General features: G+C 68.6%; 15 protein-coding genes. 2 read left to right on the top strand and 13 right to left on the bottom strand.

Translation table 11 applies throughout. The features are described from left to right. Positions 1-4: 4 nt before the first annotated feature. From CSC71_RS02530 to tviB, 6 genes are all read right to left on the bottom strand, one after another. Complete coding sequence (locus CSC71_RS02530) at positions 5-1,336, bottom strand: outer membrane beta-barrel protein (RefSeq protein ID WP_162372771.1); 1,332 nt, start codon at positions 1,334-1,336, stop codon at positions 5-7. Between the two features lie 19 nt (positions 1,337-1,355). Continuing rightward, positions 1,356-2,063, bottom strand: coding sequence for a P-loop NTPase family protein (locus CSC71_RS02525; protein WP_246191932.1), 708 nt, complete (start codon positions 2,061-2,063; stop codon positions 1,356-1,358). 85 nt (positions 2,064-2,148) lie between these two features. Continuing rightward, complete coding sequence (locus tag CSC71_RS02520) at positions 2,149-3,741, bottom strand: XrtA system polysaccharide chain length determinant (RefSeq protein WP_162372769.1); 1,593 nt, start codon at positions 3,739-3,741, stop codon at positions 2,149-2,151. A 2-nt stretch (positions 3,742-3,743) separates the two neighbouring features. Beyond that, positions 3,744-4,364, bottom strand: coding sequence for an XrtA/PEP-CTERM system exopolysaccharide export protein (locus tag CSC71_RS02515; RefSeq protein WP_162372768.1), 621 nt, complete (start codon positions 4,362-4,364; stop codon positions 3,744-3,746). Positions 4,365-4,460: 96 nt separating this feature from the next. Beyond that, positions 4,461-5,468: an NAD-dependent epimerase gene (locus CSC71_RS02510; RefSeq protein WP_162372767.1), complete on the bottom strand. Its 1,008-nt coding sequence runs from the start codon at positions 5,466-5,468 to the stop codon at positions 4,461-4,463. Positions 5,469-5,507: 39 nt separating this feature from the next. Next, a complete protein-coding gene (tviB, locus tag CSC71_RS02505) occupies positions 5,508-6,800 on the bottom strand; it encodes a Vi polysaccharide biosynthesis UDP-N-acetylglucosamine C-6 dehydrogenase TviB (RefSeq protein WP_281351919.1) in 1,293 nt (430 codons plus the stop codon). Between the two features lie 195 nt (positions 6,801-6,995). Here tviB and galE point away from each other — a divergent pair, with 195 nt between their 5' ends. Continuing rightward, complete coding sequence (gene galE / locus CSC71_RS02500; protein WP_162372766.1) at positions 6,996-8,015, top strand: UDP-glucose 4-epimerase GalE; 1,020 nt, start codon at positions 6,996-6,998, stop codon at positions 8,013-8,015. 1 nt (position 8,016) lies between these two features. On the opposite strand, the gene CSC71_RS02495 is transcribed toward galE, so the two are convergent. The 5 genes from CSC71_RS02495 to CSC71_RS02475 are packed head-to-tail and all read right to left on the bottom strand — an operon-like array spanning position 8,017 to position 12,390. Continuing rightward, positions 8,017-8,850: an alpha/beta hydrolase family protein gene (locus CSC71_RS02495; protein WP_162372765.1), complete on the bottom strand. Its 834-nt coding sequence runs from the start codon at positions 8,848-8,850 to the stop codon at positions 8,017-8,019. Beyond that, positions 8,847-9,665, bottom strand: a complete 819-nt coding sequence (gene thiD / locus CSC71_RS02490; RefSeq protein ID WP_162372764.1) for a bifunctional hydroxymethylpyrimidine kinase/phosphomethylpyrimidine kinase — start codon at positions 9,663-9,665, stop codon at positions 8,847-8,849. Before thiD ends, CSC71_RS02495 begins: the two co-directional genes overlap by 4 nt. Positions 9,666-9,696: 31 nt before the next feature. Then, positions 9,697-11,424 (bottom strand): SulP family inorganic anion transporter, encoded by a 1,728-nt coding sequence (locus tag CSC71_RS02485; RefSeq protein WP_162372763.1) that lies wholly within the window; start codon positions 11,422-11,424, stop codon positions 9,697-9,699. Between the two features lie 43 nt (positions 11,425-11,467). Continuing rightward, positions 11,468-12,160: a YoaK family protein gene (locus CSC71_RS02480; protein ID WP_162372762.1), complete on the bottom strand. Its 693-nt coding sequence runs from the start codon at positions 12,158-12,160 to the stop codon at positions 11,468-11,470. After that, positions 12,157-12,390 (bottom strand): helix-turn-helix domain-containing protein, encoded by a 234-nt coding sequence (locus CSC71_RS02475; protein ID WP_246191931.1) that lies wholly within the window; start codon positions 12,388-12,390, stop codon positions 12,157-12,159. Before CSC71_RS02475 ends, CSC71_RS02480 begins: the two co-directional genes overlap by 4 nt. A gap of 214 nt (positions 12,391-12,604) precedes the next feature. Between CSC71_RS02475 and CSC71_RS02470 the strand changes: the two genes are divergently transcribed. Then, on the top strand, positions 12,605-12,943 hold the full coding sequence (locus CSC71_RS02470; protein ID WP_162372760.1) for a hypothetical protein: 339 nt from the start codon (positions 12,605-12,607) through the stop codon (positions 12,941-12,943). A gap of 230 nt (positions 12,944-13,173) precedes the next feature. Here the strand turns inward: CSC71_RS02470 and CSC71_RS02465 are convergent, their stop codons facing one another. Continuing rightward, a complete protein-coding gene (locus CSC71_RS02465; protein ID WP_162372759.1) occupies positions 13,174-13,422 on the bottom strand; it encodes a hypothetical protein in 249 nt (82 codons plus the stop codon). A 77-nt stretch (positions 13,423-13,499) separates the two neighbouring features. After that, the gene (locus CSC71_RS02460; protein ID WP_162372758.1) at positions 13,500-14,903 is read right to left on the bottom strand and encodes a PhoH family protein; all 1,404 of its coding nucleotides are present in this window, start codon (positions 14,901-14,903) and stop codon (positions 13,500-13,502) included. Between the last annotated feature and the right edge of the window lie 190 nt (positions 14,904-15,093).

Below are 15,093 nucleotides of genomic sequence, written 5' to 3'. Positions count from 1 at the left end.
CTCCTCAGCGGTTGGAGTAGGAAAGGCTCAGGTAGACGATGTTCTGCTCGACGTCCTGGCCCGGTTCGGTGCTCTCGCGCTTGTAGCGCTCCCATTGCAGGTTCACGCCGAGGTGGCGGGTCCAGCGGTAGCGCAGCAGGACGCCCAGGCGCAGCGTCTTGTCCTCGCGTTCGAGCACGGTGTACTCGAGGTTCTCGTGGGTCGCGTAGGTGCCCAGCGTGAGCTGCGGCCGGATCGTCCACTCCAGGTCGAAGCGCCCGCCATGGCCCTTCTGGTCGAATTCGTCGGAATCGATGTAGTTGCGTTTCAGCAGGTAGGGCGAAATGGCGAAGTGCAGGCGCGGGCCGGTGTAGGCGTAGCCCAGGTCGGCGCTGCGCACTTCGTACGGCGAAGCGTTGACCACGGCGTCGCCGGTCAGCACCTGGCCGGGCACTTCGGCCGGCGTGTCCGCCGGCTCGCCGGACGGGGCCGCCGTTTCCACGCCGCGCAGTGCGTCGGTGGCGGTGTCGGAGAACTGGCGCGCCACCGCCGCGGTGAACTGGCTGCTCGGCGTCGGGTTCCATTCGGCGTCCAGCCGCAGCAACGGGTCCGAGCGCGACTCGCCACGCCGGTAGTCGATGTGCGAATAGCCGAGGTCGGCGCCGAGTTCGAAATGGGCCAGGCTGCGCGAGTAGCGCGCGAACAGGTCGTAGCGGTTGTAGTCGCGCGCGACGACGTCGTTGTCGAAGTCGACCCGCTGCACCTGCGCGTTCATCGACAGGCGGCTGGTCGGGGACAGTTCCCTGATCGCGCGCAACGCCAGCGCCACGTGCTGCGAGTTGAATTCGTCGGTGACCTCGGCGTCGCTGTTCACGTAGCGCAGCTCGGCCCGGCCCTGCATCGCCGCGGGCATGTTGAACAGCAGGGTGGGGCCCAGCGCGAAGACGTTGACCTGCTGGCGGTTGCCGGGCGCATCCGCGGCGAGCACGTTCACCGGTTGCACCGCCAGGCTGTCCTCGACGGTGAAGAACAGCCGTTCGGGCAATGCGACCCAGTTCGCCCGCCCGGCCAGCTCGCCGTCCACGGTGCTGCCGAACAAGTCGTCGCGGTAGTCGCGGTACTCGGCGCGGCCGGTCAGGCTCATCTGCCACGCGGAGACATTCTCGGTGATGGCGAAACCCAGGCCCGCGCGCAGGTAGCGCTGCGCGATCGGATCGACCGCCGAGTAGGTGACGTTGTCGTTGTCTTCCACGCCCACGTCGACGGTGTAGTCGACGCGCGCCGCCCACGCATCGGTGGCGGCGCCGGCGAGCGCGGCGGCGGTGATGACCGAGGCACGGACGTACTTGATCGGCATCTGCCTGCTCCTTGCGCGTTCAGGGAGTCTGGTTGAACACGACCCCCGCCACCTGTCCGGGCTGGAAGCTGGCGACGGCCTTCTCGATCTGTTGCGGGGTGACCTTGCCGTAACCCGCCACCAGCACCACCAGGTCGGCCAGGCCGGAGAGGATGCGTGCGTCGGGCGAGCCCAGCACCGGCGGGCCATCGAGGATCAGGTAGCGGTCGGGGTAGCGGCTGCGCAGCGAATCGACCATCGCCCGCATCCGGAACGAGCTGAACGATTCGCCGCTGGTTTCGCGCTGGCTGCCGCACGGGATCAGGCGCAGGCGCGGGACGCCGGTGCGGTAGAGGATGCGCGCGACGTCGGTCTGGCGCTCGTCCAGGTAGTCCATCAGCCCGCCCTGGCTGGCGTCGACGTGCAGCGCGGTGTGCTGCGACGGGTGCAGCGCGTCGCAGTCGACCAGCAGCGCGGTCTTGCTGTCGTCGAAGGCGAAGGCCGCGGCCAGGTTGCGGGCGACGAAGCTGCCGCCGCAGCCGTGGCAGATGGGCGCCACCAGGGTGACGAAGTTGGTGTCGCCGCCCAGCGCCAGCAGGCGCGTGCGCAGTTCGCGGAAGGCGTCGGCCCGCTCGCGCACCGAATCGTTGCGGTGGATCAGGCGCCGGTCCTCGAGTTCGCGCGGGGTCAGCGCCTTCGGTTCGTCGAGCAGCGCGAGCGACCGGGCCGCCTGGGCGCGATCGGGCATGCCGTGCGGGTATCCGTTGTCCTGGTTCACGAGCGTATCCAAGGGGACTTGTTCCAGCGTGGCTTGTCGTTGCATGTCTTGGTCCTCACGCGGCGGCCAGTTGCTTGAACCCGAAGACCGCCGCATAGGCGACGACGACGACGACCAGCATGGCGATGCTCAGCGCGTTGCGCTTGAGCAGCAGGCGGCGGTCGCGCGGCGAGTGGTAGGTGGGCACCGTGGTCAGCAGGGTCAGCTCGGTGGCCTGCTGCAGCTGCCGCGCGGAAAGGATGCGCGGATCGAAGCGGGCGCGCAGGAACAGCAGGCCCATCGGCACCGCGATCGCGGCGAGCAGGCCGGCGCCGGCGACGTGCAGGAAGCGCAGGCCGGTCGGGCGCAAAGGCATCGTGGCCGGGTCCTGCACGCGCAGGGTCAGGCCGCGCTTCTCGCGGTCGAGCTCCATCGACACGCGGGCGTTTTCGCGGCGCTTGAGCAGGTCCTGGTAGATGTCGCGGTTGACCTCGTAGTCGCGGGTCAGCTCGGCCAGGGCGCTCTCCGATTCGGCGATGCGGTGGCTGCGGGCCAGTTCTTCGTTGAGCATCGACTCGGCGATGGACAGGCGCGACTGGGTCGCGGCGGCCTCGCGCTGCGCCTGCGCCTGCTGGCTGCGCAGCTCTTGGTACAGCGGGTTCATCTGCGCCTGGTCGAACGGGCTGGTTCCCTGCGGCGCGGCGGCGCGGCGCTGCTGTTCCTGGACCAGCGCCCGCTGCAGGTCCGCCATCTGGTGGCGCACGCGCAGCACGTCGGGGTGCTGCTCGGTGTAGTTCAGCAGCAACTGGTCCAGCTGCGACTGCAGTTCGATCAACTGCGCGCGATACAGGTTCTCGCGGGTCTGCACCGCGGTCACCGCGGATTCGCCGGACAGCTGCGCGGAGATGGCGCCGACGCGCGAACGCTGTTCCATCAGCTGCATGCGGGTCTGCTCGACCTGCGTGCGCAGCGAGCTGATGCGGGTGTTCGAATCGGTGACGCTGCCGGGTTGCGCGTCGGAATTGCCCGCGCGGTATTCGCGCAGCTTGTCCTCGGCCTCGGTCAGCTTGGCGTGGTAGTCGTTCACCCGGCTGTCGATGAATTCGTAGGCCTCGCGGCTCTCGCGTTCCTTCGCCGCCAGGCTTTCCTCGATGAACAGCGCGCTGAGGCGCTCGGTGACGTCGTAGGTGCGCTTGGCGTCGCTGTCTCGGTAGGCGATCTGGATCAGGTTCGGGCGCGGGCTGGTGACGACGATGCGGCCTTTCAGTTCCTCCATCAGCCGGTCCTGCTTCAGCGGCGATGGCTTGTCGTCGAGCCAGCCGCCGGTCTTCAGCGCCTCCTCCAGCACCCTGCGGCTATAGATCACCTGGCGGGCGATGCCGGCGCGGTCGGTCACTTCGGTCGCCACGGCGCGGCCTTCCAGCAGCGGCTGGATGATGTCGCTCTCCTGCGCGAGGATGGTGGTGGAAGCGGCGTAGTTCCTCGGCATGGCCAGGCCGACGACCAGCGCCAGCAGCGCGATCGCGGCGAAGATGCAGGCCATGGCCAGGCGGTGGCGCCTGGCTTCGCCGATCAGGATCGGAACCAGTTCGTTCGGGGTCAGCGCGATGGCGCTGCTTTTCGGCGCGGCGGCGGCAGCGCGGCGCACCGGGAGATTGTTGTTGTTCATCCTCAGAACGTCCGTTCGGGCACGGTGATGACGTCGCCGGGCGAGACCGTGTGGTTGGTGCCCAGATCGCCGTCGTTGAGGATGCGGTCCAGGCGTACCGCATAGGCGCGGACTTCGCCGGCGTTCTTGCGGTGCAGTTCGGCGCGGTCGGCGGCGGCGAATTCGGTCACGCCGCCGGCGGCCAGCACCGCGTCGAGCACGGTCATGCCGGGGCGATAGGGCAGCGAAACCGGCTGGCGGACCGCGCCGGTCACGCGCACGCGCGACAGGTATTCGTGGCTGCGCAGGTCGGTCAGGATCACCGCGACCTGCGGGTCGCGCACGTAGGTGGCCAGCTTCTGCTTGATGTCGTCGGCCACTTCCTGCGGCGTGCGCCCGCCCGCGTCGACGTCGCCCACCAGCGGCACCGAGATCTTGCCGTCGGGGCGCACCGGCGCGGTGATGCCGAGTTCGGGGTTGCGCCACACCGTGACCTGGACGATGTCGTCGACACCGATCTGGTAGGCATCGACGGCGACCGTGGATTGCGGCGGCGGCGGCGCCTGCAAGGCGGATCCGCCGGCGCAGGCGGACAACAGCAGGGCCAGGAACGGCACGGCCAGGCCGGCAAGGAAGCGATTCATCGGGCAATCCCCCTGTGGGTGATACTTGCCCCGTCTAACGCGGGCGGCGGGGAAATCCGGACAGCCGCGAACGCGATCGCGCAATCGCAGCGGAGTTCAGGCCCGGTAGAACGCCCGGTACCAGTCGACGAAGCGGCGCACGCCGGTTTCGATGCCCGTGTCCGGCGAATAGCCGGTGTCGCGCTGCAGGGCGGACACGTCGGCCTCGGTGTCGGGCACGTCGCCGGGTTGCATCGGCAACAGGTTCATCTGCGCCTTGCGGCCCAGGCATTGCTCCAGCACTTCGATGTAGCGCAACAGCTGCACCGGCTTGTGGTTGCCGATGTTGTAGACCCGGTACGGGGCGCTGGACGTGCCGGGATTGGGATCCAGCGGGTCGTAGTCCGGATCGGGGCCGGGTACGCGGTCGAGGGTGCGGATGACGCCTTCGACGATGTCGTCGACGTAGGTGAAGTCGCGGCTGTGCCTGCCGTGGTTGAACACGTCGATCGGCTGGCCGGCCAGGATCTTCTTCGTGAACAGGAACAGCGCCATGTCCGGCCGGCCCCACGGGCCGTACACGGTGAAGAAGCGCAGGCCGGTGGTCGGCAGGCCGTACAGGTGGCTGTAGGTGTGCGCCATCAGCTCGTTGGCCTTCTTGCTGGCCGCGTACAGGCTGACCGGGTGGTCCACGCTGTCCTCGACCGCGAACGGCAGCTTGCGGTTGGCGCCGTAGACCGAGCTCGAGGACGCATACACGAGGTGCTCGACGCCGCGGTGGCGGCAGGCCTCGAGCACGTTGAGGAAGCCGACGATGTTGCTGTCGATGTAGGCGCGCGGGTTCTCCAGCGAATAGCGGACGCCGGCCTGCGCGGCCAGGTTGACCACGCGCTGCGGCCCGAACGACTCGAACGCGGCCTGCAGCGCCGCGTCGTCTTCCAGCGAAGCCCGCACGAAGCGGAAACCGGGTTGCGGCAGCAACTGGTCGAGCCGCGCCTGCTTCAGCGTCGGGTCGTAGTAGGCGTTGAGGTCGTCGTAACCCAGCACCTCGTCGCCGCGCGCCAGCAGGTGCTGGCTGAGGTGGAAGCCGATGAAGCCGGCGGCGCCGGTGACCAGTACGCGCATGTTGACCTTCGACGATTCGGGGCGGGGGCGGCGGCGACGCTACAGGGTGTCGTCGACCGTGGCGCGCGGCAATGCGCGCTTGACGTCGAATAGTACCGCGCCGGGCTTGCCGTAGCCGCGAATGCCGTCCGCGCCCAGCTGGACGAACTCGCGATGCGATACCGCCAGCACGATCGCGTCGTACTTGCCGGGCTCGGGCGCACCGACCAGCGGCAGGCCGTATTCCGCCAGCGCTTCGTCCGGGCTCACCCACGGGTCGTGGATGTGCACGTTGGCGTTGTAGCTGCGCAATTCGGCGACGATGTCGACCACGCGGGTGTTGCGCAGGTCCGGGCAGTTCTCCTTGAACGCCAGCCCGAGGATCAGCACGTCGGCGTTGGCGGTCTGGATGCCGCGCCTCTGCATCAGCTTGACCGTGCGCCGCGCCACGTGCGCGCCCATGCCGTCGTTGATGCGGCGCCCGGCCAGAATCACGTCCGGGTGGTAGCCGATCTGCTGCGCCTTGTGGGTCAGGTAGTACGGGTCCACGCCGATGCAGTGGCCGCCGACCAGGCCGGGGCGGAACGGCAGGAAGTTCCACTTGGTCCCGGCCGCCTCCAGCACCTCGTGGGTGTCGATGCCGAGGCGGTGGAAGATCAGCGCCAGTTCGTTGATCAGGGCGATGTTGACGTCGCGCTGGGTGTTCTCGATGACCTTGGCGGCCTCGGCCACGCGGATGCTCGAGGCCTTGTGGGTGCCGGCGGAAACCACCGACCCGTACAGCCGGTCGACGAAGTCGGCGGCTTCCGGCGTGGAACCGGACGTCACCTTGGTGATGGTTTCGAGGCGGTGCTGCTTGTCGCCGGGGTTGATCCGCTCCGGGCTGTAGCCGGCGTAGAAGTCGGAGTTGAACTTCAGGCCGGATTCGCGCTCGATGATCGGCACGCACACTTCCTCGGTGGCGCCGGGGTAGACGGTGGATTCGTAGACCGCCACGCCGCCCCTGCCGATCGCGCGGCCGACGGTGCGGCTGGCCGATTCCAGCGGGCGCAGGTCGGGGCGCTTGTATTCGTCGATCGGCGTCGGCACGGTGACGATGAAGACGTTGCAGCCCTTCAGCGCTTCCGGGTCGTCGCTGAATTGCAGTTGCGCGGCGCCGCGCAGTTCCTCTTCCGATACCTCGAGGGTGTGGTCGTGGCCGCGGCGCAGTTCGGCGATGCGCTGGGCGTTGATGTCGAAGCCGAGGGTGGGGTAGTGCCGGCCGAAGGCGGCGGCGAGCGGCAGGCCGACGTAACCGAGGCCGATCACGGCGATCCGGGCCTGGTCGAGCCCAGGCAGTGCAGCGGAATTCATCAGGCTATCGTCCCCTGTGTTGGAAGCGCCGCCAAGAGTCTAGCGGGTGCAAGCCGGGAAACGCGTAAACGACGGCCGACAGGACAACGCACTGGCGAAGGCGGGCGTGTCCGGCGATGCCCCGGCTTCGCGTTTACCCGGGTGATCGCCGCCGATCGCGGTGGTCTGCGGGGGCTGACGTTCGGGGTCGCGGGGATGCGGATACTGCTGTGCGGCGGGGCGGGATACATCGGCGGACACACCGGCGTGGTGCTGGCCGGGCGCGGCCATGAAGTCGTGGTCGCCGACAATCTGTGCAACAGTTCGCCGCAGGCGTTGCAGCGGCTGCAGCGGGTGGTCGGCCGGCCGTTCGAATTCCACCGCATCGACATCCGCGACCGGGTCGCGCTCGACCGCCTGTTCGCCGGCGATCGACCGATCGATGCGGTGATGCACTTCGCCGCGCTGAAGGCGGTCGGCGAATCCTGCGAACGCCCGCTCGACTACTTCGAGAACAACATCGGCGGCACCATCACCCTGCTGCAGGCGATGCGCCGCGCCGGCGTGCGGCGGCTGGTGTTCAGTTCGTCGGCCACGGTCTACGGCGACCCGGAGCGGGTGCCGGTGGGCGAGGACGCGCCGTTGCGCGCGACCAATCCCTACGGCCGCAGCAAGCTGGTGATGGAACAGCTGATCGGCGACCTTTGCGCAGCCGAGCCGTCGTTCCGCGCGGTCAACCTGCGCTACTTCAACCCGGTCGGCGCGCACGAATCCGGGCTGATCGGCGAAGACCCGTGCGGCGTGCCGAACAACCTGATGCCGTACATTTGCCAGGTCGCGGTGGGCCGGCGCGACTGCCTCGATGTGTTCGGCGGCGACTGGCCGACCCCGGACGGCACCGGCGTGCGCGACTACATCCACGTGATGGACCTGGCGCGCGCGCACGCCGACGCGCTGGATTTCCTGCAGCACGAGGACCGCAGCCTGACCGTGAACCTCGGCACCGGCCGCGGCGTCAGCGTGCTGGAGCTGGTGCGCGCGTTCGCGCAGGCTTCCGGCCGAGAGATCCCGTACCGGATCGTCGGGCGCCGCGCCGGCGACGTGGCCGAGGTTTACGCCGACCCGACCCTGGCGCAGCGGCTGCTCGGCTGGAAGGCGCGGTTCGACGTCGACGCGATGTGCCGCGACGCATGGCGCTGGCAGTCGATGAATCCGGACGGCTACGCCGCCGCATAGTTCATTCGAGCAGGCAGTCGACCACGCTGTCGGGCTGCTTCATCCACGCGAGGTGGTCGGCGCGCGTGCCCAGTTGTGCGGCGTTGAGGCCGATCGTCTTCGATTGCGCGCGCGCCAGTTTCGAGGTCAGCCCGACCAGCGAATCGCGCGGCGCCAGCCAGTCCTTCGCGAACAGCACGCTGTGCGTGGGAATGGCGAGCCGCGACAGCGCCGCTTCGATGTCGACGTCCAGGCCGGCGGCGGCATAGCGCCCGCTCAGGCCGACCCGCGCCCAGTCGCGGATCAGGCTGCGCGCCTCCATGCCGCCGAAGCCGAGGCGGCGACCGTTGAGGCGGCCGCGGAATTTCGCCAGCCAGGCCATGAACTGGTAGGTCGGCGGCAGCAGCCAGCGCCGCGGCGCCGGGAAGGTGCGCCAGTACGGCGTGCCGCTGGCGACCAGCCACAGTTGCTGGAACGCGCTGGCGTGCAGCGCGGCGTGGCAGCACGCCAGCTGCCCGCCCAGACTGTGCCCGCCGATGTAATGGGCGACGCCGGGCTGCGCCTGCATCAGCGCTTCGCTGCTGTGCGGCAGGTCGAGGGTGAGGATTTCGCGGTAGCCCCAGTCGTGCGCCTTGTCCGGGCGCAGGCTGCTGCTGCCGTTGCCGCGCCATTCGTGCAGGTAGACGGCGATGCCGCGCCCGGCCAGCGCCTGCGCGAACGGCAGGTAGTGCTTCGCCGCCACGCCCAGCGCCGGCAGCCACAGCAATGCGGCCCGCGGCTGTCCGGGCACGACGGCGAGCAGGTTCCATCGGTGGCCGTCGTCGGCGGACAGCGGGATTTCGGTTTGCGTGGTCATCGACGGGGAGAAGCTCCGAAATGATCGAGTACGAGCACGTCGCCGCGGCCGGGACGGTAACCCGACCGCAGCGCGCGATGCACGTAGCCGGCGGCGGCGGTGCAGGCGTCGCGCAGGCCGCTGCCGAGGCACAGGTTGGCGGCGACGGCGGAAGCCAGCGTGCAGCCGGTGCCGTGGGCTTCGAGCCGCAGGCGCGGGTGCGCGATCTCGTGCCGGCCCTGCGCATCGGCGACGATGTCGACCACGTCGCCGTCGCCGCGCAGGTGCCCGCCCTTCAGCAGCACGGACCGCGCGCCCAGTGCGAGCAGCTCGCCTGCCGCCGAACGCATCGCGGCGAGGTCGTCGATGGCGTGGCCGAGCAGCAGTTCGGCCTCGGGGATGTTCGGCGTGGCCACGCTGGCCAGCGGCAGCAGCCGCGCGCGCATCGCATCCAGCGCGCTGTCCTCGAGCAGCTTGGCGCCGGAAGTGGCGACCATCACCGGATCGAGCACGATGAAGCGCGGGCGGTAATGCTCCAGCGCGTCGGCGACGGCATCGATGATCTCCGCGGTCGCCAGCATGCCCAGCTTGACCGCGCCGATGTCGAAATCGTCGAAGCAGGCGTCGATCTGCGCGCGCAGGAACGCCGCGGGCGGCACGTGCACGGCGACGACCCCGCGGGTGTGCTGCGCGGTCAGCGCGGCGATCGCGGACAGCCCGTGCACGCCGTGCGCGGCGAAGGTCTTCAGGTCGGCCTGGATTCCGGCGCCGCCGCCGGAATCGGAGCCGGCGATCGTCAGCGCGGACGTGACTGCGGGATGCGGGAGTTGCGGCATCCCGCCATTGTGCCCGGATTGCGGCGTCCGGTCAGTCGGCGGCGCTCCGTTCCGTGACCGGGTGGTCGGCGATCGCGCGGGCCAGCCGGACCGCGTGCTCGAAGTCGGAGGCGAAGCGCACCTCGCCGGCATGGTGCGCCAGCTGCATGTTGGCGATCACCCGGTTCGGCTGTTCCTGCAGGCCGGAAATCACCAGCACGATGCCCTTGCGCTCGCAGCGCTCGGCCAGCTTCTTCAGCGCGTGCACGCCGCTGGCGTCGATCACCGGCACCAGCCGCATGCGCAGGATGAACACCTTCGGCGGCGCGAGGAACTGGTCGAGCAGGTTGTCCAGGCGGTTGGCCGCGCCGAAGAACAGCGGCCCGCTGATCTGGTAGGCCTCCACGCCCTTCGGCAACTGCGCGCGCTGGTTGGCGTCGGCGGCGCGCGCCGGGTCGGTGTTCTGCAGGTCGTCGTCGATGATGCGTACGCCCGAGCTGACTTCCACCGCCTCGGCCATGCGGAACATGAAGACGAAGGCCGCCACCACGATGCCGGCCTGGATCGCCACGGTCAGGTCGAAGAACACGGTCAGGAAGAAGGTCAGCAGCAGCACCAGCCGGTCGCCCTTCGGCGCCGACATGGTGTTCCTGAAATTCTCCACCTCGCTCATGTTCCAGGCCACCACCAGCAACACCGCGGCCAGCGCGGCCAGCGGGATGTAGCGCATCAGCGGCGCCAGCAGCAGCATGAACACCAGCAGGAAGCCGGCGTGCAGCATGCCGGCGACTGGGGTGCGCCCGCCCGAGCGGATGTTGGTCGCGGTGCGCGCGATCGCGCCGGTCGCGGGCAGGCCGCCGAACAGCGCCGAGCCGACGTTGGCCACGCCCTGCGCGACCAGTTCGCCGTTGGAGCGGTGGCGGCCGCCGGTCATGCCGTCGGCGACCACCGCCGACAGCAGCGATTCGACGCCGGCGAGGAAGGCGATGGTGAACGAACTGGGCAGCAACTCGAAGGTGCGCTCGAACGGGATGCGCGGGAAGTCGAAGCCCGGCAGCGCCGATGGCAGGTCGCCGAACTTGCTGCCGATGGTTTCCACCGGCAGCGAGAAGGCCAGCGCCGACAGCGTGCAGGCCAGCAGCGCGATCAGGAACGACGGCCAGTTCGGCCGGTAATGGCGCAGCACGCCGATCAGCAGCAGGCCGAGCCCGGTGATGAAGATCGGGGCGAGCTGCGCGGTGTCGAAGTGGCTCAGGAGCGCCCGCCAGCGTTCGAAGAACTCGGCCGGCACCGCGCCCATCCGCAGGCCCAGCGCATCCTTGACCTGGCTGGAGAAGATGCTGACCGCGATACCGGCGGTGAAGCCGGTGATCACCGGTTGCGGCATGTACTTCATCAGCGTGCCCAGCCGCATCAGCCCGGCGCCGATCAGCATCAGCCCGGCGAGCAGGGTGCACAGGATCAGGCCGCCGTAGCCGAACTTCTCGATGACGACGAACACCACCGGGATGAACGCCGCGGTCGGCCCGCCGATCTGCACCCGCGATCCGCCGAACGCGGAGATCAGGAAGCCGGCGATGATCGCGGTGTGCAGGCCCTTCTCGGGCGTGGTGCCGGAGGCGATCGCCAGCGCCATGGCCAGCGGCAGCGCGACCACGGCGACGGTGATGCCGGCGACCAGGTCGCGGCGGAAATCGGCGGCGCTGTAGCCTTCGCGCAGCACGGTGAGCAGCTTCGGCTCGAACATCTTCCAGTAGTCACGCGGCAGGATTTGCGACATGCGACGGTCTCCGGATCGGTTCGGTTGGCGGCTCAGCGGGCGCTCATGCGGGCGCGCCCTCGCGCAGGCGAAGCAGCGTCCAGTGGCGGTAGGCCACGTAGCCGATCCCGGTCAGGCCGGTCAACGCGGCGGGGATCAGCAGCGCGTAGTAGTGCAGGGCGCGGAACAGCCAGGCGCCGAGCATGCCGCCGGCGAGGAAGCCGCTGATGATCAGGCCGCTGAGCATCAGCCGGCGCACCGGCAGGTCCATGCGGCGGATGAAATGGCCCAGGCCGATGCCGAGGTCGGTGAACATGCCGGTCAGGTGGGTGGTGCGCACGATCGCGCCGCTGTAGGTGGTGACCATCGCGTTCTGCAGGCCGCAGGCCATCGCGGCGAGCAGCGCGCCCCAGATCTGGTCGCGCACGAACAGCGGGATCGACAGCAGCAACAGGCCGGCCTCGATGGTCAGGACCACGCCGTAACGACGGCCGAGGCGCAGGGTGCTGTCCTGGATGATCAGGCCGCTGACCATGGCGCCCAGGCTGAAGGCGATCAGCACGCCCCACAGGTCGGCGACGCCGCGCCAGTCGCCGCGGGCCAGGGCGACGCCGAGCAGGGTGGTGGTGCCGCTCATGTGGCTGACCGCCTGGTGTTCGAAGCCGAGGTAGCCGACCGCGTTGACCATGCCGGCGATGCAGGCGAGGGTGATGACGCCGATCCAGACCCAGCGCGGCAGGCGCACCGGCGCGGTCATGCCGGTTCCTTCATGCGCACGCCGCGGCCGCGGCCCTGGCTGGGCTGCTCGTTGCCGATCAGTTCGACGCCGGCAGCATCGAGCGCCTCGACGATCTTGGTCAGGGTGCCGACCACGCCGCGCACATGGCCCTTGCTGGTTTCCATGCGCTGGATCGTGGGCAGGGACACGCCGGCCATCTCGGCCAGCTGGCGCTGGTCGATGCCGAGCAGGGCGCGGGCGGCCCGCATTTGCGCAGCGGTGATCATCGGTACGGCGGAAGGCTGTCTGCTGACCGGATTTTGTACCCGTGAGGCATGCAGATGCAATCACCACACCGTCAAATTGATGTTTCAAGCATCATTTGAGGAAATGTGGCATGAACCGCGGGGCGCGGCATGGACGGTCGACTCACGGTCGCCCGGCTAGCGTGGCGGGCGCTTCGTAGCTGCCATGGAGAAACGCATGGAACACTGGACGACGCAGGCCTGTTTCCTGTTCGCATCGTTGCTGTCCGCCGCGGGCGCGGCGACGGTGCGGCCGGCGACCGACGCGGAATACCGCAGCATCCGCGAAACACTGAAAGCGCAGTACGCCAATGGCGGCACGGCGAAGTTGCGCGAGGTGGTGGTGGGCCAGGACAAGGGCCAACCGTCGGGCAAGGTGCAACATGTCTGCGGCTACGCCAACACCACGCGTTTCTACGGCACGGTCAGCAAGAAGGACGACGGCAAGCCGTACGTGACGATCCTGGGTACGGAAGAGATCGCCGACACGATGTGCGCGGAGAAGCTGGGAATTTGAGTCGACGAACAACCAGCTCAACGCAAGGTTGTCGCTCCCGAGAAAGCTTTATAGGTTGGGGCCACGCTTGCCGCCATGTCCGGCGTAGCGAGAGCATCGTCGACCGCGACTTCCGTGACTGGGACAAGGCTATCGGCCGCACCAGGGACTTTCCGTCATGCGGCGGGAATGGTTGAGATCCGGCTGGAAATCCAGAGGGCGTCCCGCTTATCCGGCTGCGTTGCTACGCACTATTCGTGCAGGTAGAAGGTGTATCCGGACGGTTTCCGGCCAAAAATGCCGCGAAGAAGGCCAATCTGGAATGACTCCTCAATGGCGATCGATGGAATGCCACCTTGATTGACGGCTGCGTATTCGCCGCCGGGTTTCCAATGAGTGAGCACCTGATCTGTCGCCAATCGCTCGGCTGACTCGATGTTTGCAGCGTGCACATCACGCGTCGTAAAAAAGCCGATGGCCGGATCCGAATCATCTCCCATGCGGCATGAAATCCCGGTGCCGGAGAGCAAGACCCGAAAGTACGGCGTGGATTTCCCCGCCTTGCCGACGATGGCGGTCAGAGCACTTCCGACGCGTAATCCGCCAGCCGCGACCGCTCGCCGCGACGCAGCGTCACGTGCGCGCTGTGCGACCAGTTCTTGAAGCGGTCCACCGCGTAGGTCAGGCCCGAAGTCGTTTCGGTCAGGTACGGCGTGTCGATCTGTTCCACGTTGCCCAGGCACACGATCTTCGTGCCGGGGCCGGCGCGGGTGATCAGCGTCTTCATCTGCTTCGGCGTCAGGTTCTGCGCCTCGTCGAGGATCAGGTAGCGCGACAGGAAGGTGCGGCCGCGCATGAAGTTCATCGAACGGATCTTGATGCGGCTCGCCAGCAGGTCGTTGGTCGCCGCACGGCCCCATGCGCCGCCTTCCTGGTTGTGGGTCAGCACCTCCAGGTTGTCGGTCAGCGCGCCCATCCACGGCGTCATCTTTTCCTCCTCGGTGCCGGGCAGGAAGCCGATGTCCTCGCCGACGCTGACCGTGGCGCGGGTCATGATGATCTCGCGGTAGCGCTGCTGGTCCATCGTCTGCGCCAGTCCCGCGGCCAGCGCCAGCAGGGTCTTGCCGGTGCCGGCGGTGCCGAGCAGGCTGACGAAGTCGATTTCCGGGTCCATCAGCGCGTTCAGCGCGAAGTTCTGCTCGCGATTGCGCGCGGTGATGCCCCAGACCGCGTGCTGGCCGCTGCGGAAATCGTCGACCAGGGCCAGCGTCGCCTTGCCGTCCGGCGTGACCCGGACCACGCGCAATTCCACCTCGTCCTCGCCCGGCAGGTACAGGTACTGGTTCGGGTGCCACTCCTCGTCCTTGCCGACCGCGACTTCGTAGCTGGTGCGCCCGCCCTTGTCGGTCCACGACTTCAGGTCGCTTTCGTGGCGGTGCCAGAAATCCTCCGGCAGTTCGGTCGCGCCGGTGAACAGCAGGCTGAAGTCGTCGAGCGCGCGGTCGTTCTCGTAGTCCTCGGCGGTCAGTTTGCTGATCGAGGCCTTGATCCGCAGGTTGATGTCCTTCGACACCAGGATCACCGGCGAATCCGGATGCTCCTCGCGCAGCGCCAGCACCGCGGCCAGGATCTTGTTGTCCGGCACCACGCTGCCGAAGCTGCGGCCCGGCTCGACCGGCGTGGTCTGGAAGAACAGCTTGCCGATCCCGCCCTGGCGCTTGAGCTGCAGGCCCTGCGGATGGGTCAGGACGATGCCGGACTCGATGTGCTCCGGCCCGGCGCCTTCGATCAGCTCGTCGAGGAAGCGGCTGACCTGGCGCGCGTTGCGGCTGACTTCCGACGTGCCTTTCTTCGCGTGGTCCAGTTCCTCGATGACCTGCATCGGCAGGTAGACGTCGTGTTCCTCGAACTTGAACAGCGCGGTCGGGTCGTGCATGAGCACGTTGGTGTCCAGCACGTAGATGCGCTTGCCTCGGGTCATCTATGACGCCTCGCGAAGGTGGGTGGGGTGGAAAAGGAATCCGTTCGTCCCGGGCCGGGCGCCGCGGGCGCGGAGCCACAAGACAGCCGTCCACGGATGCGGGCTCTGCGGCGCCGGCGCCTCGCGCCTGCGCCCGGGATGGGCGGATGCAGGGAAACCAACGCCGCAGACCACCGCGACCCGCTTGGCG

The organism is Pseudoxanthomonas sangjuensis, from assembly GCF_010211755.1.
Lineage (GTDB): Bacteria > Pseudomonadota > Gammaproteobacteria > Xanthomonadales > Xanthomonadaceae > Pseudoxanthomonas_A > Pseudoxanthomonas_A sangjuensis.
This window is presented reverse-complemented; position numbering and strand designations above follow the sequence as displayed.

Bases quoted from the DNA above. Each gene is read 5' to 3' on its own strand.
- CSC71_RS02530 (WP_162372771.1), bottom strand. From the start codon at position 1,336: ATGCCGATCAAGTACGTCCGTGCCTCGGTCATCACCGCCGCCGCGCTC.
- CSC71_RS02525 (WP_246191932.1), bottom strand. From the start codon at position 2,063: ATGCCCGATCGCGCCCAGGCGGCCCGGTCGCTCGCGCTGCTCGACGAA.
- CSC71_RS02520 (WP_162372769.1), bottom strand. From the start codon at position 3,741: ATGAACAACAACAATCTCCCGGTGCGCCGCGCTGCCGCCGCCGCGCCG.
- CSC71_RS02515 (WP_162372768.1), bottom strand. From the start codon at position 4,364: ATGAATCGCTTCCTTGCCGGCCTGGCCGTGCCGTTCCTGGCCCTGCTG.
- CSC71_RS02510 (WP_162372767.1), bottom strand. From the start codon at position 5,468: ATGCGCGTACTGGTCACCGGCGCCGCCGGCTTCATCGGCTTCCACCTC.
- tviB (WP_281351919.1), bottom strand. From the start codon at position 6,800: ATGAATTCCGCTGCACTGCCTGGGCTCGACCAGGCCCGGATCGCCGTG.
- galE (WP_162372766.1), top strand. From the start codon at position 6,996: ATGCGGATACTGCTGTGCGGCGGGGCGGGATACATCGGCGGACACACC.
- CSC71_RS02495 (WP_162372765.1), bottom strand. From the start codon at position 8,850: ATGACCACGCAAACCGAAATCCCGCTGTCCGCCGACGACGGCCACCGA.
- thiD (WP_162372764.1), bottom strand. From the start codon at position 9,665: ATGCCGCAACTCCCGCATCCCGCAGTCACGTCCGCGCTGACGATCGCC.
- CSC71_RS02485 (WP_162372763.1), bottom strand. From the start codon at position 11,424: ATGTCGCAAATCCTGCCGCGTGACTACTGGAAGATGTTCGAGCCGAAG.
- CSC71_RS02480 (WP_162372762.1), bottom strand. From the start codon at position 12,160: ATGACCGCGCCGGTGCGCCTGCCGCGCTGGGTCTGGATCGGCGTCATC.
- CSC71_RS02475 (WP_246191931.1), bottom strand. From the start codon at position 12,390: ATGCGGGCCGCCCGCGCCCTGCTCGGCATCGACCAGCGCCAGCTGGCC.
- CSC71_RS02470 (WP_162372760.1), top strand. From the start codon at position 12,605: ATGGAACACTGGACGACGCAGGCCTGTTTCCTGTTCGCATCGTTGCTG.
- CSC71_RS02465 (WP_162372759.1), bottom strand. From the start codon at position 13,422: ATGGGAGATGATTCGGATCCGGCCATCGGCTTTTTTACGACGCGTGAT.
- CSC71_RS02460 (WP_162372758.1), bottom strand. From the start codon at position 14,903: ATGACCCGAGGCAAGCGCATCTACGTGCTGGACACCAACGTGCTCATG.